Raw genomic sequence first — 26,203 nt, forward strand, 5'->3', positions numbered from 1 at the left:
ATGAGCAACAAAGGGATTTATTCATAACAAACTAATCCCAAAACCTGATTAAAGTATGAACCATTCCGGATTAAACCCTGAAAAAAGGGGAAAGAAAGCCATGCTATCAGCATGCAAAACTAATGCAATAATTATGCCTTTGCACCAGCTTTTGGCAATATTTATTTTAAGTATTGCTGTTTTGATTCCAGGGCATATGTATGCACAGAAAAAACAACATACTTCTGTTAAAGATACCCTTAAACCGGGTGACTTCAGTGGGCTGAAATTTCGTTCAATCGGGCCTGCTTTTTGTTCCGGCCGTATTGCTGATTTTGCAGTGAATCCAAAAAATACTGCGGAGTATTATGTAGCAGTTGCTTCTGGTCATATATGGAAAACCATCAATTCCGGCACCACCTGGGAACCGGTTTTTGACCATTACGGGTCTTATTCCATCGGATGTTTGGCGATGGACCCTGAAAATTCAAATGTTATCTGGGCGGGTACCGGTGAAAATAATCACCAGCGGGCTTTAGGTTATGGTGATGGCATTTATAAGTCAATCGATGGCGGAAAAAGCTGGAAAAACATGGGATTGAAAAACTCACGCCAGATTGGAATGATTGCTATAAATCCCCAGAATACCGATATCGTTTATGTAGCTGCTGAAGGCTCCGTTTGGGGGCCTGGTGAAGAAAGGGGATTGTATAAAACGACTGATGGCGGAAAAACATGGAATAAAGTTTTAAATATAAGTGAAAACACGGGAATCAATAATGTGATAATGGATCCCCGCAATCCTGATGTTCTTTATGCCACCTCTGAACAGCGTCGAAGACATGATTTTACTAAAATTGGCGGAGGCCCTGAATCAGGTATCTGGAAATCTACCGATGCTGGTGCAAACTGGATTAAATTGACTTCGGGATTGCCTTCAGCCGAAATGGGAGGCATTGGTATTGCCATTTCTCCCGTTAATCCCGATGTTGTTTATGCAATTATTGAAGCCGCAGGTGATGCCGGAGGATTTTACCGGACCAATAACCGTGGTGCTTCATGGGAAAGAATGAGCGGACACACAGCTCAGGGACAATATTATAATGAGATCTACTGCGATCCCAGGGATGTTGACAAGGTTTACTCTGTTGAAACATTTTCTCAATATACCGAAGATGGCGGTAAAACCTGGAAAAACGTCAGTACCAAAAACCGCCACGTTGATGATCATGCACTCTGGATTGATCCTTCCAATACCCGCCATTTTCTTATTGGTGGAGATGGCGGCATTTATGAAACCTGGGATGGTGGACAGGATTTTCAGTTTAAGAACAACCTGCCGGTTACCCAGTTTTACCGTGTCAATGTTGACAATAGCGAGCCATTTTACTACGTTTACGGAGGAACACAGGATAACAACAGTATGGGCGGGCCTTCGCGCAATACAAGCAGCCTTGGAGTGGTAAATGATGAATGGTTTGTTACCAATGGCGGTGATGGTTTCTGGACAGCAGTGGATCCTCAGGATCCCAACATCGTTTATGCTGAAGCGCAGTACGGTAATATGGTTCGCTACGACCGCAAAAGCGGTGAAGCGATTGATATCAGACCCGAGCCACGCAAAGGAGAAGATACCTATAAATGGTATTGGGATACCCCGTTAATCATCAGCAAGCATGCTCACACCAGATTGTATACAGCGGCTAATAAAGTATTTCGCAGCGATGACAGAGGAAATACCTGGCAGGTTATTTCTGACGATTTGACTACCGGTACCGATCGCAACAGCTGGCCTGTGATGGGAAAATACTGGAGCATCGATGCCGTTGCCAAGGATGTTTCAACTTCACTCTGGGGGCTTATTGTTTCTCTTGACGAATCGCCGGTAAAGGAAAATCTGATTTATGCAGGAACCGATGATGGATTGATTCAGGTTACCGAAGATGCTAAAACATGGCGCCGTGCAGGCAGCTTTCCGGGCGTTCCTGAGTTTACTTTTGTGGCTGATGTTTTGCCATCGCAGTTTGACGAAAATGTGGTGTTTGCTGCATTTGACAATACCAAACGCGACGATTTCAAACCATATCTGCTGAAAAGTTCCGATAAAGGTAAAACCTGGGTCTCTATTGCTTCCAACCTTCCGGAGAATGGAAGTGTGCACACTATCGCCCAGGATTTTATTAACCCCGATCTGCTGTTTGTGGGTACTGAGTTTGGTTTGTTCTTCAGCATTGATGGCGGTGCGCAGTGGACACCACTAAAAAATGGTTTGCCTGTTATTTCAGTCAGAGACATTGCTATTCAAAAACGCGAAAACGATTTGGTACTTGCTACTTTCGGCCGTGGTTTTTATATCCTGGAGGATTATTCACCACTACGTGTTGTTAACAAAGCTGTTATGGATAGTCAGGCATATATGTTTGATGTGAAAGACGCGCTGATGTTTGTAGAAACCGGTGGAAAATACGGACAAGGTTCTTCCTATTACGCAGCGAAAAACCCTGAATTAGGCGCAACATTTACCTGGTGGTTGAAAGATGTGCCCCAGACGCTGCTTGAAAAAAGACAGGAAAAAGAAAAAGAACTGTTTAAAAAAGGCGAAAAAATACCTCAACCTACTGAAGGCGAGCTACGGGCAGAGCAAAATGAAATAGCTCCCTATCTGGTATTTACCATTACTGACGAATCAGGAAATATCGTTCGCAAGCTTTATCAAAAACCTTCAAAGGGAATGAACCGCACCCTTTGGGATTTGCGCTATGCATCAACCAATCCTGTGCGTAATCGTGATGGTAAGTTTGATCCGTTTAAAGATGGCAATTCAGGACTGTTTGCCATGCCAGGAAAGTATTTTGTAGCCATGGATTTGGTAGCTGGCGGCGAAGTAAAAAATCTGACCGGCCCCAAACCATTTCAAGCCGTTGTGCTAAATAACACCACACTGCCAGCCGAAAACCGCGCTGAACTGGTTGCTTTCCAGCAAAAGGTTGCTGAGTTGATTCGCATTGTGCAGGGAACTGATAATTTTACCGAAGAATTATCGGAAAAAATTGCCACCATGATGCAGGCTGTTCACCAAACTCCCGGAGCTTCTGCTACACTCGAAACTAAATTGCTGGCACTTTCCCTAAAGGTTGACGACATTTTGTTTGCTTTTAACGGAAAAGAGCCTAAAGCCAGCCGCGAAGAAAATCCTCCGGCACCGGTTTCTATCAATGAAAGGCTCGGCAACATTATTTATGCTTTTTACGGAAACAGTTCGGCTCCAACCAGCACACATCTGCGCAGCTACGACATAATCCGCGATGAATTTCCAGCGCTTTATAACCAGGTAAAACAAATAAGCGAAGTTGAACTTCCTGCAATTGAAGCTGAAATGGAAAAGGCAGGTGTCCCCTATACTCCAGGCAGGTTGCCTGAGTGGAAGTAAGTGATAAGCTTTTGGTCAAGTGTTTATTTTCACTGATCAAACATTTTATTTGGATTTATAATACCAGAAACCGCCTCAATTCTAAGGGCGGTTTCCTGTTTTAAATTATTTCTGTACGGTCTAAGAAATTTGAATTCATCATATTTGGCGCACAATTCGAAGTTATTTGTACCTTTGAGTTTCATGTTTACCAGTAATAATAGCAGTTTCACAAATTGCAATTGGTTTGACGTTTCAAATCTGTTTTATGTTAAATATAGCTTTGTTTGGCCCTCCGGGTGCGGGAAAAGGAACCCAGTCTGAATTCCTGATTAAAAAGTTCAACCTGTTTTACATTTCCACGGGCGATTTGTTAAGGAAAGAAATTGCGGAAAAAACCAAATTAGGAATTGAGGCACAGAGTATTATTGCGCAGGGTGGCTTGGTTTCAGATGAAATTATTGTTCAGATTATTGAAAAAACAATTACTGATAATCCTGATTCCAATGGGTTCCTTTTCGATGGATTTCCCCGTACATATATTCAGGCTTACATTCTCGAAGGACTAATGCTGAAGTTGAATACTTCACTTAACTGTCTGATAAGTATGGTTGTGCCTGAGCAAGAGTCTGTTGAGAGGTTGCTAAACAGAGGGAAAACATCAGGCAGGAGCGATGATAATGAGGAGGTTATCCGCAACAGACTAAGGGAATACAATGACAAAACACTGCCAGTTCTTCAGTTTTATCGCGATAAGGGTATATATGAAGAAGTAAACGGTTTAGCGTCTATTGATGAAGTGAACCAGGCCATTACAAAAATTATCAATCATGAACTGAGTAAGAGCTTGTCAAACATTGTACTTTTTGGTTATCCGGGTTCAGGTCGTGGTTCGCAGGGAAAGGCTTTGGCTGAAAAATTCGGGCTTGAGTACGTGGCTACAGGCGAAATGCTTGAACAGGAAATTGCCAGCGGTTCTGAAACAGGCGAAAAAATTACTGCAATGTATGAAAACGGCCAATTGGTGCCCGATGAAATAGTGGTTCAGCTGATTGAAAAGAAACTGGCCGGCTCGAAAGAAGTTAAGGGTTATATCTTTAAGGGATTTCCCAGAACCCTTGTCCAGTCATATATTCTTGATGGCTTGTTGAAGAAATACGGCTCCTCTATTTCAAAAATTATTGAAATAGAAGTGCCCACGCTTGAACTGATTAGCAGGTTGGATGCCAGAAGTAAGACTTCTGCCTGTATGCCTTATGACAGTTCAACAGCCAAAATTGTGAAACGCCTTCAGGAGCATGAGACCAAAACCGTTCCTGTTATTGAAAAATACAATCAGTTGCACGGTGTAATTAAAATTGATGGCAGAGGCGCATTTGATGAAGTATTTAACCGTATCTCAGCAGCCATAGAGAATGGAATCAAAAATTTGCGTTAGAATCAGACGTGACAAATAAAGCTTATGTCAGGCTAAAATAAAAAGGGCCTTGAAGTGAATGCTTCAAGGCCCTTTTGTAGCCCCGATAGGAATCGAACCTATATTTAAAGTTTAGGAAACTTCCGTTCTATCCATTGAACTACGGAGCCTTAACTAGCAGGTGCAAAATTAGGCAATTCCTTCATATTGTGCAAATCGGATTTTGGATGTTAAAAAGCTTTATTTCTGTAAGCGCATGGCATAGGACTGTTTTTGTTTCCAGTGGTCAATCAATCGCTGTCCCAGCCGGATAAACGGTTTTTCATAAAAATGATAAACCAGTATGCTGAGGAGCAGGGTAATGGCAAAACCAGTATAAATCAGCGTTTTATGATTGCTGAAGCCGGCATATTTTTTTAGCATTAAAAATACAAGCGGATGAAGCAGATATACCGAATAGGATGCTTCGCCCAAAGTTGAAAGCACATAGCCGGCAATTTTGCCTGTTTTAAAGTCAATCATCAGAAATGAAGCGGTTATGCCCAGCGAAAGCAATACAAATATTATCCGGTTGTTACCGGCAATCAGCGCACTTAAATCGCCTTTTACAGGATAGAAAACAAAAAGCAACAATGCAGAAGCCAGCAAAAGCAGTGCATAGGGCAGGGGTACTTTTTTGCCGGCAAGCAACTGGCCGCATAGCAAGCCTCCGCTAAACAATACCAGTTGATTCAGGGGGTTAAGGTAATGGCTCCACTGCATCTTCAGGGTGAGGTTTGTTGCCAAAACTGAGTAAGCAAAAAAAAGTGCAAGCCCCGCAGCCAGTGCAAAAAATAGCACCGGTGCGAACTGGGTTTTTCTTCCGGAAAATATAACCAGCGGGAAAATGGTGTAAAAAACCAGCTCATTACCAATAGACCACGAGGCCACAGCAATGTAATGATCGGGCGCAAAAAAACCGAAAAGGCCGGTGAGGTTAAGAAGAAGATCAGAGAGGTTGGTTTTAAAGTTTAACAGAACAACCGACACAAAAATGCTGAGCCAGAGCAGCGGAAAGATGCGGAATATACGTTTAACAAAGTAATGGCCTGTATTTTGGGGGCTTAGCGAGTTGTTGTAAACAATAAAAAGGGTAAGTCCGCTGAGCACATAAAAAACAGATACTCCATAAATGCCAGTTCGTCCCGCAAAGGTATCAGCCCCCAGTTTGTATGACGACCAGGTGAAATAGTGGTAGACCATAATGCTGAATGCAGCCAGTCCTCTCAAATAATCCAACGACTGAACCCTGTTCTTCACCTGTTGTTTTGAAATTTAAATGTAAGTAACAGATATTAACCTGTTTGGTATTGATTTTGTAAACAAAGCTCCCCAAAAGTGTGCAAAGATAGTGTTAATAATATGTTGTAGTAGCTATAGCATTCAATAAGCCTGTCGGGTTAGATGTCTTGCTTCATTTTTTAGCAAGAGCCGCCGGACGGAGTATTGAAATATTTACATTTGCGTGATAGATTAAATCAAAAAGGATGAGAAAATTATTGATTGCCATTTTAGTAACGCTTGGTTTTAGTTCGAGCGCCCAGTTTAGTAAATATTTTTACAACAAAACCCTGCGCATTGATTATGTGCATACAGGTAATGCTACAAGCGATGCTTACGCAATTGACGAACTTATTGAAGAGCCATTTTGGGGGGGCTCAAAAGTTAACCTTGTAAACGCAATGGATTACGGAAACTATAAAGTAACTGTGCAGGATATTGAGTCTGGTACTGTTATTTACAAGCACAATTATTCCAGTTTGTTTTCTGAATGGCAAACAACCGGTGAAGCAAAAGAAACTTTCAGAGCTTATCCTGAAAATGTAGTTATTCCTTCTCCCCGGAAACCGGTAATGGTTGATTTTTATAACCGTACCAGAAATAATGAATGGATACTGAAATTTAGTTATAAGCTGGATCCTTCAAGTTATTTTATTAAAAAGGAACGGCGTCACGAGTACCCGTCTTTTGTTATAAATCAGGCCGGAGACCCTTCGGTATGTCTTGATATTGTTTTTATTCCTGAAGGATACACTGCCGATGAAATGGAGAAATTTAAGGCTGACTGTAACCGGCTGTCTGATTTTTTACTCAAGTGTAATCCATTTGACGAGTACAAAAACAAAATAAACATAGTTGGAGTGCTGGCTCCGTCCATAGAATCAGGTGCTGATATCCCGGGCAAGGGTGTTTGGAAGAAAACCATTCTCAACAGCTCCTTTTATACTTTTGATATTGATCGTTACCTCACCACTTACGATATGAAAAGTGTGCGCGATGTGGCAGCCAATGTTCCGTATGATCAAATATGCATCGTGGCCAACTCTCAGGTTTATGGTGGAGGTGGCATATACAACCATTATGCATTGTTTACCAGCGATAACCCTTATGCCAATTATGTATTTGTACATGAATTCGGCCACAGCTTTGCGGGTTTGGGCGACGAGTATTACAATTCGGAAGTAGCGTATGAAGATTTTTACAACTTAAAGGTTGAACCATGGGAGCCAAATCTTACCACACTGGTCGATTTTGATGCTAAATGGAAAAGTATGGTCACCCCTGGAGCTCCAATTCCAACACCCGCATCTGAGAAAGATAAATATGCCGTCGGTGCATACGAAGGAGGAGGCTATATGACCAAAGGCGTTTACAGACCGGCTCATGATTGCACGATGAAATCACTGTCGTACAACAATTTTTGTCCTGTCTGTAAAAAAGCTATTCGCGATATGCTGGAAACATATACCCATTAATTTGATAATGAGTTTTTTACTTAATCTGAAGTTTTGGTAGTAAACACCCGTTTTTCTGACCTTGGCCTTATTGAATATGGGGCAGCCTGGGCTCTGCAGGAGCGTTTGTTCAATTATATTATTGAGCAGAAAAAGGCAGGCCTGGCTGAAACTGAGAACTTTCTGCTGTTTTGCGAGCATCCGCATGTTTATACTTTAGGTAAAAGTGGTTCTGACTCAAATCTGCTGATTGATGCCATTCAGTTAAAGGCAAAAGAAGCATCCTTTTTCAGAACAAACCGCGGAGGCGATATTACTTATCATGGCCCCGGCCAGCTTGTCGGTTATCCAATCTTCAATCTTGAACCATTGGTCAGCGGGGCAAGAGAATATATAGAAAAACTTGAGGAAGCCATCATTTTAACCCTTCAGCCTTATGGTGTTTACGGTGAACGAATGAAAGGGGCAACCGGTGTTTGGCTCGATATTGATCAACCCGGAAAAACCAGGAAGATTTGTGCCATTGGTGTGCGTACCAGCCATTGGGTTAGTATGCATGGGTTTGCCTTAAATATCAATACCAACCTGCAATATTTTAATTTTATTCATCCATGTGGTTTCACTGATAAATCTGTGACTTCACTTGCTGCTGAACTTGGGCAGGAGGTGGACATTCATGAAGTGAAAACAACATTATTATCGAAACTGGCGTTTGTGTTTAATCTTAAACCTGACGTGGTTTCTATTGCTGAACTTAATCAGAAAATTAATAAATGAGAAAAATAGAATCGATTTGTGTATTTTGTGGTTCTTCGCCCGGAGCTGATGTGGCTTTTACTGAAGCTGCCCGCGAGCTTGGCCGGCTATTGGGTCAGAAGAAAATTACATTGGTTTACGGGGGAAGCAATATTGGGCTGATGCGGGCTATTGCCGACGCTTGTCTGGCTGAAGGCGGACATGTAATTGGTGTGATGCCTCAAGGACTGATTGACCGTGAAGTAGCCTATACCAATCTGAAAGAGTTTCATGTGGTTGAATCAATGAGTATACGCAAAGAAAAAATGGCGGAACTCTCAGATGCTTTTATCGCTATGCCGGGCGGCATTGGCACACTCGACGAAATATTTGAGGTTATGTCATGGAATCAACTGGAGATCATGGACAAACCTGTGGCATTGCTTAATACCAAAGGCTTTTATAACGATTTGGTAAAATTCCTGGATTACACGGTTGAACAGCGATTTGTAAGAAGTGAACACCGCCAGAATCTTTTGGTGGATGAAGGCCCGGAACAATTGTTGCTGGCTATTGAAAATTATGAATCTGTGAAAGTTGACAGCAAGTGGATTGATGACATCAAAGCGCAGACTGAAAGCCGTTTGAATGGTAAGTAAACCTGGTTGGCACTCAAAGGGCTTCGGCTTTTTGAATGTACTTTGATGAATGCATGAGGAGCCTGTAATTAAATTAATTGGCAGGAATTTAATATTTAGCTATGTGCCATTCTGCGGTTCATTCCTTTGAAAATAAACTGATGGAAAGGCCATACTGCAAACCAGTACAACCGACCTGTCAGTCCTTTGGGCCTGAAAGTAGCGGTTTGTCTGAGAAATAACGCCCCGCTTTTATGAATTATCGTGAACTCAAGCCAGGCTTCGCCCGGGAGTTTCATTTCTGCATAAAGCAGCAGGCGTCCGCTATCACGGTCTGCAAGTAAAACCCTCCAGAAGTCAAGTGCATCTCCTGCATTGATTTCTTCATGATTGGTCCGGCCGCGCCTCAGGCCAATTCCTCCTGACATTTTATCGACAAAACCTCTTATTTTCCATAAAAAGTTGGCATAATACCAGCCTTTTTCGCCACCTACGCTCCATACATTAGCAATCACTTTGTCGCGATCTGATTTAATTTTTGTTTCCCTGATGTCACTGTAACAGCCATGTTCAGGTACTGAAATATATTCGTTCAGGTTTGGCAGGTTACTGCTGCTTACCAGTGCATCTTTCCAGCTTGAAACAACATGATGCTGAGCTATTCGTTCAAAGGCAAGTTCAATCGCTTCTTTGTATGAAAGGGGGGCTTTTCCGGTAAGCTGGCTGAACATATTTTGGTTGCATATTACTTCAACTTTCATGCTGTTTACCAGATTTACGGCCAATTTGTATGAAGTGCTGGTAATAAAGTATAACCAGTACGATGAGAGACGGGGAGTCATCAGAGGCAATACAAGAATATATCTTTTTAACCTTCTTACAGCAGCATATTGCAGCAGCATTTGCTTGTAAGTGAGAACATCAGGCCCTCCGATATCCAGTATCTTGTGAAGCGCATCAGGATTTAGCATGGCCGCCTTCAAACTACTGATAACATCTCTGACTGCGATTGGCTGGCAGCGTGTATTCAGCCACCGGGGTGTAACCATCACCGGTAGCTTCTCTGATAAGTCGCGGATAATTTCAAATGAAGCACTTCCTGACCCTACAATTATACCAGCTCTTAAAGTGGTACATGGTATGCCGCAATTCATCAGTAATTCTTCAACCCTGAGTCTTGACCGAAGGTGAGGAGAGGCTGCTTCAGGGTTCTGTAACCCGCTTAGATAAATAATTTGTTTAACCTTGCATGTTTTTACAATCTGAATAAAGTTTTTGGCCGAGCGGAGTTCCATCTCTTCAAACTTATCAATAGCCGAACCCATTGAATGGATAAGGTAAAAGGCTACATCTATATCAGTTAGGGTGTCCGCAAATGTTTTATTGTTCAGTAAATCGGCTTCAATAATGTGAAGCTGAGGGCCGGGTTCATGCTGAAACCTTTGTTTGTCGCGAACAATGCACATGACTTCATGCCCTTCGGCCAAAAGCACAGGAAGCAATCGCTTGCCAATATATCCGGTTGCACCGGTGAGGATTACCTTCATGCTGTTTAGTTAATGAATGCTTAACAAGCTATTTGCCTATATGTTTTGTGAATGATTGGAACTTTTTGTCTTTCAATGTTTAAATTGATTAATTTAACTCCAGTTTTCTGCCTTTCGTCTGTAATTTGTTGTTGTCGGCAACAACTGTTTATAGTTTTGATGTTTAAAACAAGCCATCATGTCAGTAGCCACCAGCCGTACGGGTACAGAAAATGCCCGAATTACCATCGATTATCAGAAATGTACAGCTTGCGGGCTGTGTGTGAAAGTTTGCAAGGATTTTTCCTTGATAATGGATGACCAAAAACTTACCATTAATCCAAAACCGTTATTTGGTTGTATGGCTTGTGGCCATTGTGTTGCAGTTTGTCCACACGATGCCATTTCTGTTGAAGGACGAACAGTCGCAAAAGAAGATTTTAGTGCATTGAAACAAGGGGAACCATCTGTCAATTTCCCTCAACTATACTCTTTTTTGTTGAATCGACGCAGTATCCGCGATTTTAAGAACAAGCCTGTTGAACATGAGATAATCGAAAAAATTCTTTCCCTTTCATCTACTGCTCCCATGGGTTTACCTCCATCCGATGTGGGTGTCATGGTTTTAAACAGTCGTGAAAAAGTGAGGCAGTTTTCTTTTGATTTTGTGGATTTGCTGAGCCGGATGAAGTGGATGGTATCTCCGGCGGTTATGCGATTGATGCGCCCGTTTATGGGCAAAGATGATTATCTGGCTTTTAAATCCTTTGTAATGCCTTTGGTAGAATTTTTCTGCAAATCAAAACAGCGACAGGAAAATTATGTGCTTTATGATGCGCCATTGGCTATCATGTTTTATGGAAATATGTCGGACCCGGCTGATCCATACATTACTGCAACTTATGCTACCCTGGCTGCTGAATCGCTGGGGTTAGGAGCTTGTATGATTGGGAGTGTGGGGCCGTTTTTGAAGCACACCGGAAAAGATTTTAAAAGAAAATACGGATTGCCTTCAAAAATGCGCGATTCAATCATCGTTGTTTTTGGATATCCGCAGTTTAAATTCAATAAAACCATCAAAAGGAGTTTTGCTAAAGTTGATTATTATGTATAGTCAGCATAACAATTCTCCTTTTGATATTGGTTTACGCGCAAACATAGCTTTATTTGCATTCAGGAGTGGCTGCTGAATTTTTCGCCTTATTCAAAAAAAAACATCATGGTAATAAAGTTTGTTTGGTTTCCAAAGTGACACCGAATATTGTGTTTTTAAGGCTGGCAAATTATTTAACATCTCAGCTTTTTAAATGAGCGTGATGTTGAACTTCTTTTCTGATACTTCTGCCAGCAATATGTTTTACTGGTAGCCCTTTTTCCTTTTGGAATCACCCATCTTTATGTGGATTTTTTTCAGTTTACTGCGATTTTGAAGCAAGAGCAAGAATGTCTCTGGGTTTCAAAATCTGCTTTTCATAATCCTGCAAAACTGTATTAATCATGGCTTGCCCAATTTGTGTGGTTGTTACAACAGAGTCAGGCGATATAAGCCTGATGAGTTTTACAAGCCACATAAAATGGTCGTAGATGAACTGATAACTTTTTGTACGCGATTTTATACCCCTTAAGGGAATGATGGCTCCGGGTCTGAACATGTATGCACGTCTGAAACCCAGTTGTATAAGGTCGTTTTCAGTTTTGCCTTTGACTCTTGCCCACATCATTCTTCCTTTTTCTGTTGTATCAGTACCCTGCCCCGAAACATAGTTAAAAATCATAGCCGGGTTCATACGGTGCAGGACTTTGGCCAGCGAAAGCGTATATGCGTAGGTAATTTGTTTGTATTGGTCTTCATTCAAACCTGCGGCGCTAACGCCCATGCAAAAAAAGCAGGCATCATAGCCTTTTAAATCAATGCTTGCGGTATTGAAATCGTTGAAATCACTATGAATTAACTCCTTAAGCTTGGGGTGTTTCAGGGAGACAGGGTTTCTTCCGATAACAAGTACTTCACCAATTGCGCGATGGTCTAAACACTCCAGCAGAACCCCTTTTCCAACCATTCCGGTTGCACCTGTTAAAATTACTTTTTTCATTGTTTTATTTCAAGTGGTGAAACGTAGTTTGTTAACTGACTTCCTGCATGAGGCGAATTTGTCGCAACATTATTTTTTTGGGTGTGATTGGCAGAAATAACATCATTACCTTTTGTGCAAAGGTCAGTCCTGAAATAACTTCCAGCCGGCCGGCGAGCATTCCTTTATAACCATCAAGGGCAACAGTCCGGGCATTGGCTGTGTGCTGAAACATGGTCGTTTTGTCCATTCCGGAAATCCGGCCGAATTCAGTTTCTGTGGCTCCCGGCAGCAGCGCTGTTACTGTTACGTTGGTATCAAGCAATTCTCCGGCAATGGCCTGGCTGAATGATGTGACATAAGCCTTGGTTGCAAAATAAACGGCCTGAAGTGGTCCGGGCATGAGGCTTGCAGTTGAGGATACATTTAAAATTCTACCGCTGTTTCTTTCCACAAAATCTGGCAGGAATAGCCTGGTAAGAGCTGTTAATGCAACAACATTCAGGTTAATCATGGCAAGATCCTGTGTCCATTCCCGCTCGTGAAACTTGCCAATTCCGCCAAATCCAGCATTATTAACCAGGTAATCAATCTGAATGCCCGCTTTTTTTACTTCCTCATAAATTTCTTTTGGCGCTTCAGGTAAATTAAGGTCTTTGACAATGACTTTTACCTGAACCGCATGTTTTTGTTCCAGTTCAGTTTTGAGCTTCTCCAGTTTGTCACCGCTTCTGGCGATAATGACCAAATTTCCGCCATTTTCTGCGTGGATGCTGGCTATTTCTTTTCCTATGCCCGATGAGGCTCCTGTTATTAATAGGGTTTTTGTTGTTTTCATTTGAATTGGTTTTAAATGTAAGTACTTACTTGCTTTGATGGATAAAAAAAATCAGAGATTATACTTGGTTTTCAAAAAAGCCACCATGTTGTCGAGGTTATAATGCTTTTGAAGGAAGTATTTTGTAGCAAGCCCATCAATTGTTAATAATACTATCTGGGCTTCCTGTTCAGGAGATTCATAGCCAAGTTTTCCGAATGCACTCGTTAAAGCCATTTCCAGTGGTATCATTTTTTGCTCGCCATATTGTTCTGTTTCCCATTTAACTTTATACTGCAGTTTCCAGAACTCCATTTCTTCATTGACTGATTTGATATTCAGTAATGTATCAAATGTTTTTCTGATTACAGCTTTCGGATCTGTTTCAAATATAATATCTGCAAACAATATTTTTACCCTTTCTTCTCCTTCCTGAATGATGGCCTCCAGAAGACCTTCCTTATTTTTAAAATGCCTGAAAATAAGACCTTCTGAAACACCTGCATGAGCCGCAACTTTACTTGTTGAAGTACTTTTGAATCCGTCACGGGCAAATAACTCAAGTGCGGCACGTAAAATCTTTTCCTGTTTTTCTGTCATGGTAAGAAGTGAGTAATCACTTGCAAAGATACGATTATTTTTTTGATGGGCAATTTATTTTCAATATTACTTAATAAAAATTATTAAATCTGTTTGAAAAAGTGAGGGCAAAACCAACTGTAAGACAAGTAAAATCCCGCCTTCATGATATATTGGGACATAAAATCAGGAGGCCTGATACAGCAGTCTGCTCAGGCTTTATTTAGAAACGGGAAAAGAGAACAGTATACTTTTTTCAATCAGAGTTTGAGTATTTTTTTTGAAACCTGCGTTGTTTCGTTCATCACCGAAACAAAATAGACGCCGGCCTTCAGCTGGCTGATATCAAGTGTAAGTTCTCCTGAGAATAGTTGCTGTTTTAATATCATTCCGCCTAAATCTTTTATCTGAACAAAAGCTGAATGGTTTAATAAGCTTACAATTTTTATCTGGTTCGTTGCAGGGTTAGGATACAGGGAAAGTAATTTTTCTTTATTTTGCAGATTTCCAATGGCTTGAGGCACAGGCAAGTTCAGCTCATAAAGATATCCTTCCGTGCTGCCTGTTCCTTCTTCTGTCATGTAAAGTTTGGTGGTGCTAACAAATCCAATGGATTCATTTTGGCCCGGCATGCTTGTAAAATTGTATCTGACCATTTCACCATCAAAAAACCGGTTACCCGGATAATTGGTAAAAGAAAGAAGTCCGGTTTTAGTAAGCAGAATCAATTCTCCTGTGTGATGATTGATATCTGCCGAAGTTATTCGGCCGGTTTCTTCGGTGTTGCCTGCATGATAGGTATCGGCAAGTCTGGCTGTATATGTTCCCGGCGTATCGGGGAGAACATACATTTTAGTGATTCCTGTAAAAGGTGTGCTTCGGTCTTTTGTAAAAAGGAACAAAGAGTCATTATGCCATACAATTGCTTCAATATCAAAGTTGCGGTTGGAAGCAGGTGGTGGAAAAGATGTTTGATCTTCGAATGTAAATGAGATAATCTGAGCGTTAACACTGTTCCCGCTAATGGTTTCAGGTGAAGGAATCTTGTAGATGGCCAGATTTTGGCGGTCGTTGTTGTTATTGCCAGCGTCGTTGAGGTACCAGGTTTCTTCATTATCAACGGCCATATCTTCCCAGTCGATATTATGAACGTTGGAAATGGTAAGGGTGCGAAGAAGTGTTCCTGTGGTATCAAAACAGTATATTTCATTCGAATTGCCTGAATCTTCGTGAGACCATATACGGTTGGTGCCTTCAATAGCAATGCCGGAGCTTTCGGTAAGAACCGAAGGCAACCTGCAGATATGCCTCAGACTGACTGACCGTTCATCTGTTTGCTGAGACTGACACTGAGCGGTGAGTATAGTCAGTAAAAGAAAGGGAATGAATAGATTCCTGTAATTTAAATGTTTCATTTCAAAGATGTTAAATGTCAGAATGATTCAATTTCCTTGATGCCTTTTCGGTTCATTACAATGCGATACCTTTTGTATTCTGATTGTTCTTCATTTTTAAACTGAATGACCAGATTGATGTAATACATTTTCTCGCCTTTTACGATGCCGATGCTTCCATTTTCACCAGGTATAAACAGGGGAACAATCGGATTATCCATTTTTTGGACAAAATTGGAAACATTGAACCGGATAATATCATTCATACCACTGGTTGGATATTGGCTGCATTCGTTCAGGCTTTTTCGGTTGAGTCTGACTAACCTTCGATAAAGGATAATTTTTTCGCGGTTATTGCGGTTATCAGCTTCAAGAATGGCCGAACGGTTGCGTGTTTTCAATACTTCGGCCGGAACTTTGCTTTCAGAAATAAAGTCCATGCTCTCTTTGCTCCAGCCTATATTGTGATTGCTCAGGCTAACATCGGTGCGGTGGTCAAAAAATCTGCGGCCGAGTTTATGCGCAAAATAATAACGCGAAAGTTCTTTTATCCGGTCTTTGAGCATATAACTAACCACCAGTGCCACAAAGAAGGGCATGGTAAAATTGCCGAATTTTTGCTGAAATGAAAATGCCATGGCTGTGGCAAAAACCATTGAAATACCTGCCGCAATGCTCATGTAAACCTGCTCAATCAGCACACCGTCGCGGCGTTTATTGGTAGTAAGGAACAATTCATTTTCAGCGTATTTTTTCAACAGACTTAATCTGAAAACTAAATCGCGATTTCTGTCAGGACTTTCTTTTTCAACAACCGGATAGCCTTTTGCTTGTTTATAGGCTACTTCATCGGTAATCAGTTTCATTAATTTTATACTGATATCAGGGGAAAGATCCGGACTTTTTCTCAATCCGCTCATCAGTTTAAAGGAATGCTGTTCCAGCAGATTACTTAAAAATTCATCACCAAAAAGGTAATAATTCATCAACTCCTTATTGATGGTTGAAACGTTGATAATTCGTCTTAATTGCCGGTAGTTTTCAGCAATGGTTTTTACACTTTCAATGTATGAATCAACAAGATAACCAAGGTCTTCATCAGAGCCATTCTCTGAAATATGGTTGATTTCTTCACGAAGGGCGCTTTTTACAATGGATACAAACATCCTGATGTGATATTCGTATTCGGCAATTCGCGCACGTGAAGGTTGAGAGGCCAGCTCCTGAAAAGCTTTTTCCATTAATAAAAATGGTTCGTTTTCCCTTACAGCAATGTTGCGCAGTAAATAAACAGGAGTAATTAATCTGATATTGGATTTGAGATCGCGGTAGAAGTCAGATTTCTGGTAAGTAAATCGGTTAATATCAAGACTGTTGGGAATAAACAGCCAGGTGTTCACTGCAAAGTCGCTAATTTCCTGCTTCTTTCGTGCAATGAATCCCAGTTTTATTTCAACAGAGAATTTATCGTGTATTTTAACTAAGTCTTCAATCATGGATTAAAATTAAACATATTTTGATTGAAATATGTGATTAGGAGCAAACTGCAAGACTGAATGGATAGATAATTCCATATTAATTTTCAGGATGCCAAGCCTGTCAGCGATGCAGTAATGTTCCGGAGATTGTTGGTCGAAATGGTAAATCAGAAAATTCCAAAAACTCCGTTGGGGGTTATCCCCAATAGTCTGAACCAGGTTTCACCTGCAATAATATTCAGCACCCAGGCAATGACCATAATGGTAAATCCAAATCTGAAGGTGTCAGTCAGGCTGTATTGGTCGGTTTCATAAAGCAGGGCAGCCGGTTTGCTGTTGAACGGCAAAACATAAACATGCTCAATCATAAAAGCAACAGGCAATGCCAGGCTAATAACGCTGAACCCAAATCTGTTGGCTACGCCAATAGCTATGGGAATAAAAATCATGGCCCTCATTGTTTTGGATTGAAATAAAAGAGCGCTAAAAATCATTACTCCTGTTAGCATTAGGTATAATGTCCAGAAGGGAGTATGATTGCTGATACCAAGATGGTCGAAAAATGCATTGACGCTGATGGAAGGGAGATCTGTGGCTGAGAAGCCTGACCCCAGCGTATATGCCCCGGCCGAAAAAAGCATCAGGTGCCAGGGAATGTCTACCTCATTCCATTTAACAATTCCATAGCGGGGCATTAAAGCGATAATCGCACCAACGAAGGCTACAGCAGTAGGACTGATTCCGTGTAACCTGTCGGTTGACCAGAAAGCGAGAATCAATAGAAAAATGATGATTGATTTTACTTCAAGCCGGGTGATTTTTCCCAGTTTTTCATATTCCTGTTTCAGGCGGGCCATTCCTCCTTCTATCTGGGGTATGCGCTCGTCAGGCGAAAGTGGAAAAAAGACTTTCATGGCCAGAATATAACCTATCAGCATCAGACCAATCATTACCGGAAACATGGCCATCAGCCAATCGGTAAAAAATATATTGGTTCCAATGGCCCCAGTGATTAAGGCTGCTGCCAGCAGATTGGCGCCTGAGCCGGTTAAAAAACCGCTGGCTCCGATATTGATATAGAACAAATTCTGTAAAACTATACTGCGGCCGAAGTTATTGCGGTTATTACCTCCACGAGCACCGTAAATAGCAGCTATAACCATAAAAATGGGAAGAAGAATGGCAGCCTTCGCTGTGGTAGCTGAAATAAATGCAGATAAAACAATATTGATAACAATAAAGCTAATAAATATTGTTCCGGCATTTTTTCCGAATTTCAAGATAAACCATAACGCAAAACGTTTGGCTACACCGGTAGTTACCAGCATACTGGCAAGCACAAAAGACATGATATTCAGCCACATAACCGGATGTCCAAGCTGGGCATAAGCTTCTTTTTCTGACAACACTCCGGTAAGAACCAGTCCCACAATGATCATGAGGGATGTAAGGTAGTTGGGAATGGCCTCGGTAATCCATAAAATAATGCCTGCAATAAAAACAGCCAGCATCATTTCGTTGGTTCTGACAAATGCCAGAGCCCCTAACTTTTCGTATGCTTTTTTTGCTTCTGCAGATACAAGTTTTGACGGGTCAATTTCCTGTAAAAACGGAAGTTTAATCACAAAGGCAAACAGGATAAATGACAAAATAGCCAAAACAGGTCCAATGATGGAAAGCCAGCGCTCAAATCCACTCTTTTCACGTTTGGGCAGCTTTTCAATACGATAGTTATGCATATCCAGCGGATCGAAAGCTAAGTCTTTCTGTATGTCATTCGGTTGTATTGCCATGTTCAAGTAATATCAGAATTGTCTTAAATGAGAATATTCCAGCACAAATTTTGTATTTGAAGTAAGAGGGCAGCGAGTTTGAAAACCCGCTGCTCCCTTTTTATTTTACCATTTGGTATATGGATTTTTCATCAACATTGAGTTGTAATATTTTACATCTCCTGTAACTTCGGCACCAAGCCAGACGGGTTTTTCAAAAGTTTCATTTTCAGAAGAAAGCTCAACCTCAGCCACAATAAGTCCCTGGTTTTCACCATAAAACTCGTCTACTTCGTATGTGTGAGGGCCTGCTTTTACCTGATATCTGGTTTTGTCAATTACGCCCGGTTCACATATTTTTAATAGCTCGCGTACTTCTTCTGCTGGTATTTCTTTTTCCCATTCATAACGGCTGGCTCCTGAAGCGTTTCCAATGCCTTTGATGGTAATGAAGCCTTTGTCACCTTTTGTTCTGACTCTTACAGTCCGTTCCGGAACGGATGATAAATACCCCTGTGTAATGCGGGTTTCTTTATGAGCCATGCTCTTAAAGTCTCCGGTAACTAAAAATTTACGTTCAATTTCCTGTGCCATTTTCTTTGTTTTTAGTTTGCCAAAGGCTTGTTAATCATTCCGATAACTCTTTTAATTGCCTGAAGGTAGTTGATGTTTTCAACTCCATCGAGACCAACATCTTTTATTGTTTTTTTGATGTCTTCAACTTCCGTTGATTCTGAATTTATGGTTACCACTTTTGCACCATTAATCAGTACTTCACCATATTCGCAAATGGTGTCGTTTACCATATATCCCAATCGCTGTTTATGAACTCTTACAGCCTGAAGGTCAGGGTGTTTTTGAATCATATCCATAAATTCGTCGTAGGTATACACGTCCTTATCCAAAGCTGGCATTTCTACCTGAAAAGCTGGAAAAACCTCTTCTTTTAATACAGAGGCCTGAATAGGAAATTCGCCTTTCATCAGCGGATTCCATTGTTCAAGTCCGTCAACAGTCTGGACGTAGGTTTTAATATCCATTTTGCCATCGCGGATTTTAGTATTGTTAATATCATTGGTTCGCGAGAGGATGTATATTTCATCAGAATGACGTTCCCAGACTTTTTCAGGAACAGGCACTGAAAAACGGGCCATGCGTTTGTGTGCATTTGCAAAATCTTGTCCGAATGAACGGAACTCGAAGCGGGGTTTGGAAATCTCCCCAATTCCAATTTTTTCTTTTGACATTGTTTTTTATTTAAAGAGTAACCTTACAGGCCGATACGGCCTGTAAGGATTTTATTGATTATGATAAACAGTTTTGCTTAGCAGGGGATGCTTTCGTTTACTTTCTTCTTTTAGGAAGAGTTGTGGCATTATTATTTGAGGCGCCCCGGGTTATTTCTGTAAAAATGAAAAGATTTGAGGAGCCGTCTGGCTTTCTGCCATAGGATTGGCCATCTGTCATAGCCGGGAAAGTAATATCATCAATTACGGTTCCTTCAGCATTTTCAAGCCATACTTCTTCGCCGCCGCTCGAAAGGCCAAAACCGCTGGCATCGGCATCATCTACCACAATTACATAAAAACCGCCAGCAGGTACAATCGTTCCGGCCGGAAATTCTTTTTTGGGTTTGGTTCCGGCCTGTCCGCCACTGTCATAAATTTTATAACCACTCAGGTCAACTGCAATTGTTGAACCATTATAAATCTCAATCCAATCGAAGTCAGGATCAACACCTTTTGAGAAGATCTCGTTCATGAGAATTACGACGGCAGGAGGGGGAACTGAGTTGTTATTGGCTGCGCCTTTGGTTACAATGCTGAGAACCTGCAGGTTATTGGTTCCATCAGGATAGCGGCCATATGACTCTGTTTCGGCCAGAGCGGGAAAAGTGATGTCGTCAATTACAGTACCTGCTGCATTTTCGAGCCATACCTGTTCGCCACCGCTTGAGAGGCCAAAACCGCTGGCATCGGCATCATCCACCACAATTACAAAAAATTCACCAGGCAAAAGAACTGTTCCGGCCGGGAACTCCTTTTTAGGTTTGGTTCCGGCCTGTCCGCCGCTATCGTAAATTTTATAACCGCTTAAATCTGCTGAAACATCTGATGCATTATAAATTTCAATCCAATCGGGGTCTTCTGTTGTTCCTCTGGAGAATATCTCATTCATAAGGATAACAGCAGCTGACGGGGCTGAATTGTCGTTGGCGGTTCCACGTGTAACAACATTTAACACCTGCCAGTTGGCGTTTCCATCAGGATAACGGCCGAAAGACTGACTGGCTTCGAGTGCCGGGAAGCTTATGTCATCAATTACAGTTCCTGCTGTATTTTCGAGCCATACCTGTTCGCCGTTGCTTGACAGGCCAAAACCACTGGCATCGGCATCATCAGTTACAATAACATAGAATCCACCAGCAGCAATGGTTGTTCCGGCAGGAATCTCTTTTTTTACCTTGGTGCCACTTTGTCCACCTGAGTCGTAAATTTTATAACCACTAATGTCTACTGCGGTAGCAGAGCCGTTATAAATTTCAATCCAATCGGGGTTTTCGGCAGTTCCCTGTGAATAAATCTCATTCATCAGGATGACAGGAAGTGCCGGAGAATTATCATTGGCGGTTCCTTGTGTAATAGTATTGAGAACCTGCCATGTGCCACTTCCGTCAGGAACACGGCCATATGACTGACTGGGCTCAAAAGCCGGGAAAATGACATCATCAATTAAATTGCCTGAAGCATTTTCAAACCATACCTCTTCACCGGCACTTGACATTCCAAAACCGGTTTCAGTGCCATCATCCACCACAATTACATAGAAACCTTTGCCAGGAATAATTGTTCCGGCGGGAATTTCTTTTTTGGGTTTTGCTCCTGATTGTCCGCCTGCATCATAAATTTTGTAACCGCTGATATCGGCAGGAGAATCTGAATTATTGTAGAGTTCGACCCAGTCAGGTGCATCAACAGTTCCACGGCTGTAAATTTCATTCATTACAATACTGGGAGCGCCAACTGTGTAAGCAGCTGTGGCTTCAGGGGCCCCAGCGGGATTGTAAGACTTTTGTCCTGAAAGGTTTTCAGCTTCTATATAATAGGAAACTGTTTTGCCTGATTCCTGAGCAGGAATTTGTGCAGAATAAACATTGGCTGCTCCGCCTAAAACAACCATACTTGAGCTGGTAAAGTCGCTCTGTTCCACTTTATAGTAAAGCGTTACGGCTTTAACACCTTCCATATCAGTTGCTTTAATGCTAACTGTTACAATGTCGTTGTCACCGGGAGCTTGCGGGTTGATGGTCAGGTCGCTGAGTACAGGCGGGCCTTTGAATAATTCGTCCTTTACACAGGAATTGAACGTAACTCCCATGAGAATCAGTATAAAAAACAGGATTCTTGTTTTCATGATTTTATTTTTTTATGTATTTTATTTTTTAGAAATCCACCTCAAATCTGATATTGATCATGCTGAAATCTTCACCGGCTTTGCCATCTGCAGCCACAACTTTTTTCGGGTCTTTGGTGAGTTCTCCGTTTTCGTCGTAACCAATAAAGAGCTTGCCTTTACCGTTGGCATATCTGTCGTGATTCAAATATGCGTAATTGAGCATAATCTTCACATTGTTGTTCACGTGGTAGTTAATTCCAAATGTATAGCCTTCGCCGGCTCCACCCATAATAATACCGTCATTGCGGCTGTTTAGGTTGAGGTAGTCATAACGGAAAGCAAGTTCAATATCTCCCCATGATTTGCCGCGTGTAGGCTGTGTAAATTCAGCTTCGCTGAAATTGTAGTTATATTTTCCGCCAAAAAGAAGTACACTTCCAAAGGCATACCAACCATCAAATTGTTCGGTAGGAAGGTCGTTCTTTTTGTAAACATTACTGAGCATATATTCAGCCTGGAACTTGAAATTTTTATGATAGCCGGCTAGTTCGAAACCTCCGAGTGCGATATGATCAACATCCGGAATAAGGTCGGTATCCATATATTTTTTGCGGTTTATAGAGGTGAGAGAGCGTGAACTGTAACGTTCTGTTCCACGGATTTCGGCATCTGATTTTGGAGTTCTGTATGAACCTGCAATACCTATATGTAAGCCATTGTTCATGTCTTTATAAAACGGCATAGCAACCAGTTTACCTGTGAAAGAAACGCCTTCATCAAAACCGTAATCTTTGTTGTTATCTTCCGAGAAGGTGCGTTCTTCAAGCCCTCCAATGTCTTGAAAATGAATGCCACCCATTCCAAAAAGCCAATTTTTGCTATAAGTAGCAGCAATTCCAATATGGCGTGACGGGGCAAATGTTGAAACAACATTAGCACGTTCAATAAATGTGAGATAACGCGAAGTAGTAGTCGATTCAACCGAAAAACCTTCTTTGAAATTTCCTGCCTTAATACCCAGATTTTCATTTGGTGAAAATTCAAGATAAGCATCTTTCAGTTCAAGTTCAGAGTTGGAAATATCCATATCAAACTCACCATACCATTTTTCGGCAAAAGCACTCTTCACAGCAAACCTGGCCCGGCGAATAGAAGTTCCGTTTCCGATAGGGTTGTAAGTATCACCCATAAACATTGCTCCGTCAACCTGAACGCGGGCGTCATACCAGAGTTTATACTTCTGGTCTTTGCTTTCAAGGATAAGCATACCGTTGCGTTCTTCAGCCTGAAGAGCTCTGCGGTTAACTTTAACCCCATATTGGTTGTAACGGGCTGAAGTGTCTGCTTCCTGCGAAAAAGCGTGACCGCCTGTAAACACCAGCGCTGATAGCGCTAATGCAAGATTTAAAAGTCTCAATTTTCTCATATTTGATTGGGTTTAGAGATTTTGTAAATATTCTGTGAGGCTTACGCCCTGTTGAAGATTCAATTTTTTTCGCAACCGGTATCTGGCTATTTCTACACTTTTGGGCGATATGCTCAGGAGTGTGGAAATTTCTTTGGATGACAGGTTTAACCGCAGGAGGGTAGAGAGCCTTTTTTCCTGCTCGGTCAAGCCCGGGAAGGAAGCGATGAGCTTTTGCCTGAAATCTTTATGTATGAGCTCTATTTGCGCATAAAACTCTTCCATTTCAGAGCTGAAACTCATTTTTTGCTTCACTTTCGAAACAATGGCTTTTAACTGGAGATTTTTTTCGTCCGCGTTTTGATTATTTCTGATTTGCTCCAATTCTTCAGCTATGGTTTGAAGAAATTCGCGTTGAGCTGATATATTAAGGGCTATATTGATGTATTCTTTTCGTTTTGTTTCAAGTTTTTGCCCCAGGAAATTGTTTTCAAGCTGTATGGCTGAAACCTCCAGGCCGCTTAGTCTTTCTTGTGTCTGATAATATTGATTTTGTTGCTGAAGCAGTTCATTTTCAGCTTTTAATCTTAATTTCTGTTGCCTGAAGAAGAGGTAAATCAAAACAATGATTACCAACAGGGCTATGGCCAGAATTCCGGGAAGGATAAGATTAACTTTTACAGCCTGCTGGGTCAAATCATATGGTGGTTGAATATTATAGCTTGTCGAATTGCTGTTACCGGAACCTACCTGCAGTTTGAACACATTTTGCACGAAGAACAGAGCGAAATAGGTAAGTATGCCTGCGGCTACAGGCGTTGTAATCCATCCAAGTGCTATTTCGCCTAAAGCCCTGAATTTGATTTCTCTTGCTCCTTTTATCATGCCAATGCCTATGACAGAACCAACCACTACTTGTGTGCTTGAAACCGGCACCAGCGGAATGGCTGGCAGTCCGATGCTTACAAACTGATTGGAAAGCCAGGAAGATGAAAAAACAAAAAGGACCAAGGCCTGGGATAATACAACCACTATGGCAGCTTCAGGAGTGAGTGACAGAATGCCGTTTCCTACAGTATGCATCACTTTTTCACTGTAAGTGAAAATACCAACGGCAATGGCCAATCCTCCAATCAGAAATAATAATTGAACTCCGTTAATTGAAAATAATCCGAAGTTCAGCAATAAATCAGGAGCCGATCCTACAAAAACCCCCATCACATTGGCAATATTATTGGCACCAAGGCTGTAAGCGCCGAATGCACCTGCTATGATCAAGGCATAGCGGATGTATGAGTCAAGTTTGATGACATGAATTCTCGTCCTGCGCAGTGTCCAGCGAAGAAGTAAAAACAGAAGGGCTGAAAACAACATTCCCAAAAGTGGTCCAAAAAACCATGTACTCACAATTTTTGTAAGTACATTAAAATCAGTATGGTAATTTGTAAAAGCACTCCAGCCTATAATTGCCCCGACTACAGCCTGACTGGTAGATACAGGCAGTGCATATTTAGTCATAAATAGAACGGTAATAGCGGCGCAAAGAGAAATTGTAAATGCACCGGCTAAGGTGTTAACAGCACCAAGACTTACCAGTGTATCGGAAGTGCCTTCTCCTTGAAAAACTGCGCCCAGCACAACAAAAACACTGGCAATGAACGCTGCTTTTTTGAAATTTAGCATTTTAGAGCCTACCGCCGAACCAAAAACATTGGCAGCATCATTGGCCCCTAGCGACCAGCCAAGAAAAAGTCCACTGGAAAGAAAAAGCAGGAAGAGCATCTTTTCAGGGCTTAAATGGTTCTTTTTATTGCCATAATTGAAAGTACATCAGCAGCTTTCTCCGCAGCATCCGATAAAATTTCAATGTGCAGGGTAAAGTATCTGAGATGGAATTTTTCACTCAGTTTTATGTCAGGCATTTCATGGAAAACTTTCCTTTTGATGGCATCAGCCAGTTTATCCGCTTCTTTTTCGTACAAATAAACCCGGTGAAGTTTTTCTTTTACCGATTCAGGATCTCTGAAATATGCCCTTGCAGCGGGAATAACGGAGTCAATGGCCGCTCCTGAAAGCTCTGTTAATTTTATAAAATCCTGGTTAAGAGAGGCTGGGATAAAAGGTATTTCAACATCGAACTGAAACAGGTTCGTTTTTGCTAAATCAATAATATTATCTAATTCCTCAAGCAGTTTTAAAATATCTCCCCGAAGTTGAGGCATCAGCGACTGCGTATACAGGATGTTTTCAATTTTTCGCTTAATAATATCAGCTTCAGTTTCAAGTCCTGATAAGGTCTGAAGATTGCTGACAAAATTCTCCCGATTTCCATAAAGGTAATTCTTAACACCTTCTTTGAAAATGATGACGCCCTGATCTATAAGGTCAAGAAAGTTATCTATCAGTTCAATCGATTTATTCGCTTGTTTGAACAGTTGCATACCCTTCAATTATTGATTTGTCAAAACTAATAAAATTCAATCAGGAAATATAGTGATGGTTTTTGATTGATGTTTTATGATAAAGTATAATGTAGAGTTAGAGAAAATAATAAAAAATTATAAATCAAATAAATAAAAAGTGCAAGTAGAGTAATTAAATTTAAAAAATTCGGCAAATGACCCCAAATGTATAGGTGATGTAATGGTTCTGTTTGGTATTTTTATGGCTTTTACATCCCGCAAAAAGCTACAAAAATCAATTCTTTTATGAATCTTGCCGGAATTTTAATCATGAGGAGTTAAAGATTTTATACAGAAATGAGGTGAACAGATGCATTAAAACTAAATATAATTTGGGTGTTTCGTGAACC

The 26,203-nt window shown here is 41.2% G+C and carries 20 protein-coding genes and 1 tRNA gene; 6 read left to right on the forward strand and 15 right to left on the reverse strand.

The genetic code is table 11. From position 1 onward, the window contains the following. The first annotated feature begins 55 nt into the window (after positions 1–55). A complete protein-coding gene (locus tag H6541_03705) occupies positions 56–3,409 on the forward strand; it encodes a glycosyl hydrolase (GenBank protein MCB9014876.1) in 3,354 nt (1,117 codons plus the stop codon). Positions 3,410–3,656: 247 nt separating this feature from the next. Further along, the gene (locus H6541_03710) at positions 3,657–4,826 is read left to right on the forward strand and encodes an adenylate kinase (protein ID MCB9014877.1); all 1,170 of its coding nucleotides are present in this window, start codon (positions 3,657–3,659) and stop codon (positions 4,824–4,826) included. Positions 4,827–4,903: 77 nt separating this feature from the next. Here the strand turns inward: H6541_03710 and H6541_03715 are convergent. Next, positions 4,904–4,975 (reverse strand) — tRNA-Arg (locus tag H6541_03715). Between the two features lie 70 nt (positions 4,976–5,045). Continuing rightward, on the reverse strand, positions 5,046–6,104 hold the full coding sequence (locus H6541_03720; GenBank protein MCB9014878.1) for an acyltransferase: 1,059 nt from the start codon (positions 6,102–6,104) through the stop codon (positions 5,046–5,048). 227 nt (positions 6,105–6,331) lie between these two features. Between H6541_03720 and H6541_03725 the strand changes: the two genes are divergently transcribed. Genes H6541_03725 through H6541_03735 form a run of 3 tightly spaced genes read left to right on the forward strand, consistent with a single transcriptional unit; the run spans position 6,332 to position 8,973 of the window. Beyond that, positions 6,332–7,600, forward strand: a complete 1,269-nt coding sequence (locus tag H6541_03725; GenBank protein MCB9014879.1) for a peptidase M64 — start codon at positions 6,332–6,334, stop codon at positions 7,598–7,600. Between the two features lie 33 nt (positions 7,601–7,633). After that, positions 7,634–8,356, forward strand: coding sequence for a lipoyl(octanoyl) transferase LipB (lipB, locus tag H6541_03730; GenBank protein MCB9014880.1), 723 nt, complete (start codon positions 7,634–7,636; stop codon positions 8,354–8,356). Next, complete coding sequence (locus H6541_03735) at positions 8,353–8,973, forward strand: TIGR00730 family Rossman fold protein (protein ID MCB9014881.1); 621 nt, start codon at positions 8,353–8,355, stop codon at positions 8,971–8,973. Before lipB ends, H6541_03735 begins: the two co-directional genes overlap by 4 nt. 95 nt (positions 8,974–9,068) lie before the next feature. On the opposite strand, the gene H6541_03740 is transcribed toward H6541_03735, so the two are convergent. Next, a complete protein-coding gene (locus H6541_03740) occupies positions 9,069–10,499 on the reverse strand; it encodes an SDR family oxidoreductase (protein ID MCB9014882.1) in 1,431 nt (476 codons plus the stop codon). 178 nt (positions 10,500–10,677) lie between these two features. Here H6541_03740 and H6541_03745 point away from each other — a divergent pair, with 178 nt between their 5' ends. Next, on the forward strand, positions 10,678–11,592 hold the full coding sequence (locus H6541_03745) for a nitroreductase family protein (GenBank protein MCB9014883.1): 915 nt from the start codon (positions 10,678–10,680) through the stop codon (positions 11,590–11,592). 301 nt (positions 11,593–11,893) lie between these two features. Here the strand turns inward: H6541_03745 and H6541_03750 are convergent, their stop codons facing one another. The 12 genes from H6541_03750 to H6541_03805 all read right to left on the reverse strand — a co-directional run bounded on the left by H6541_03750 (position 11,894) and on the right by H6541_03805 (position 25,832). After that, on the reverse strand, positions 11,894–12,571 hold the full coding sequence (locus tag H6541_03750) for an epimerase (GenBank protein ID MCB9014884.1): 678 nt from the start codon (positions 12,569–12,571) through the stop codon (positions 11,894–11,896). Positions 12,572–12,602: 31 nt separating this feature from the next. Further along, the gene (locus H6541_03755) at positions 12,603–13,388 is read right to left on the reverse strand and encodes an SDR family oxidoreductase (GenBank protein ID MCB9014885.1); all 786 of its coding nucleotides are present in this window, start codon (positions 13,386–13,388) and stop codon (positions 12,603–12,605) included. A gap of 51 nt (positions 13,389–13,439) precedes the next feature. Then, on the reverse strand, positions 13,440–13,967 hold the full coding sequence (locus H6541_03760) for a helix-turn-helix transcriptional regulator (protein MCB9014886.1): 528 nt from the start codon (positions 13,965–13,967) through the stop codon (positions 13,440–13,442). Positions 13,968–14,206: 239 nt separating this feature from the next. Continuing rightward, entirely contained in the window at positions 14,207–15,361 is a 1,155-nt protein-coding gene (locus H6541_03765; protein ID MCB9014887.1) for a T9SS type A sorting domain-containing protein, read from the reverse strand. Between the two features lie 17 nt (positions 15,362–15,378). Further along, positions 15,379–16,836: a hypothetical protein gene (locus H6541_03770; protein MCB9014888.1), complete on the reverse strand. Its 1,458-nt coding sequence runs from the start codon at positions 16,834–16,836 to the stop codon at positions 15,379–15,381. Between the two features lie 149 nt (positions 16,837–16,985). Further along, positions 16,986–18,611 (reverse strand): DASS family sodium-coupled anion symporter, encoded by a 1,626-nt coding sequence (locus H6541_03775; protein ID MCB9014889.1) that lies wholly within the window; start codon positions 18,609–18,611, stop codon positions 16,986–16,988. 105 nt (positions 18,612–18,716) lie between these two features. Continuing rightward, complete coding sequence (locus H6541_03780) at positions 18,717–19,184, reverse strand: CYTH domain-containing protein (protein ID MCB9014890.1); 468 nt, start codon at positions 19,182–19,184, stop codon at positions 18,717–18,719. 11 nt (positions 19,185–19,195) lie between these two features. Then, on the reverse strand, positions 19,196–19,837 hold the full coding sequence (locus tag H6541_03785; GenBank protein MCB9014891.1) for a hypothetical protein: 642 nt from the start codon (positions 19,835–19,837) through the stop codon (positions 19,196–19,198). A 97-nt stretch (positions 19,838–19,934) separates the two neighbouring features. Then, entirely contained in the window at positions 19,935–22,004 is a 2,070-nt protein-coding gene (locus H6541_03790; protein MCB9014892.1) for a lamin tail domain-containing protein, read from the reverse strand. Between the two features lie 28 nt (positions 22,005–22,032). Continuing rightward, the gene (locus H6541_03795; protein ID MCB9014893.1) at positions 22,033–23,412 is read right to left on the reverse strand and encodes a porin; all 1,380 of its coding nucleotides are present in this window, start codon (positions 23,410–23,412) and stop codon (positions 22,033–22,035) included. A gap of 12 nt (positions 23,413–23,424) precedes the next feature. Next, positions 23,425–25,173, reverse strand: a complete 1,749-nt coding sequence (locus H6541_03800; protein ID MCB9014894.1) for an inorganic phosphate transporter — start codon at positions 25,171–25,173, stop codon at positions 23,425–23,427. Positions 25,174–25,184: 11 nt separating this feature from the next. Next, on the reverse strand, positions 25,185–25,832 hold the full coding sequence (locus H6541_03805; protein MCB9014895.1) for a DUF47 family protein: 648 nt from the start codon (positions 25,830–25,832) through the stop codon (positions 25,185–25,187). Positions 25,833–26,203 lie beyond the last annotated feature (371 nt).

This window comes from Lentimicrobiaceae bacterium (assembly GCA_020636745.1).
Classification (GTDB): Bacteria; Bacteroidota; Bacteroidia; order Bacteroidales; family Lentimicrobiaceae; genus Lentimicrobium.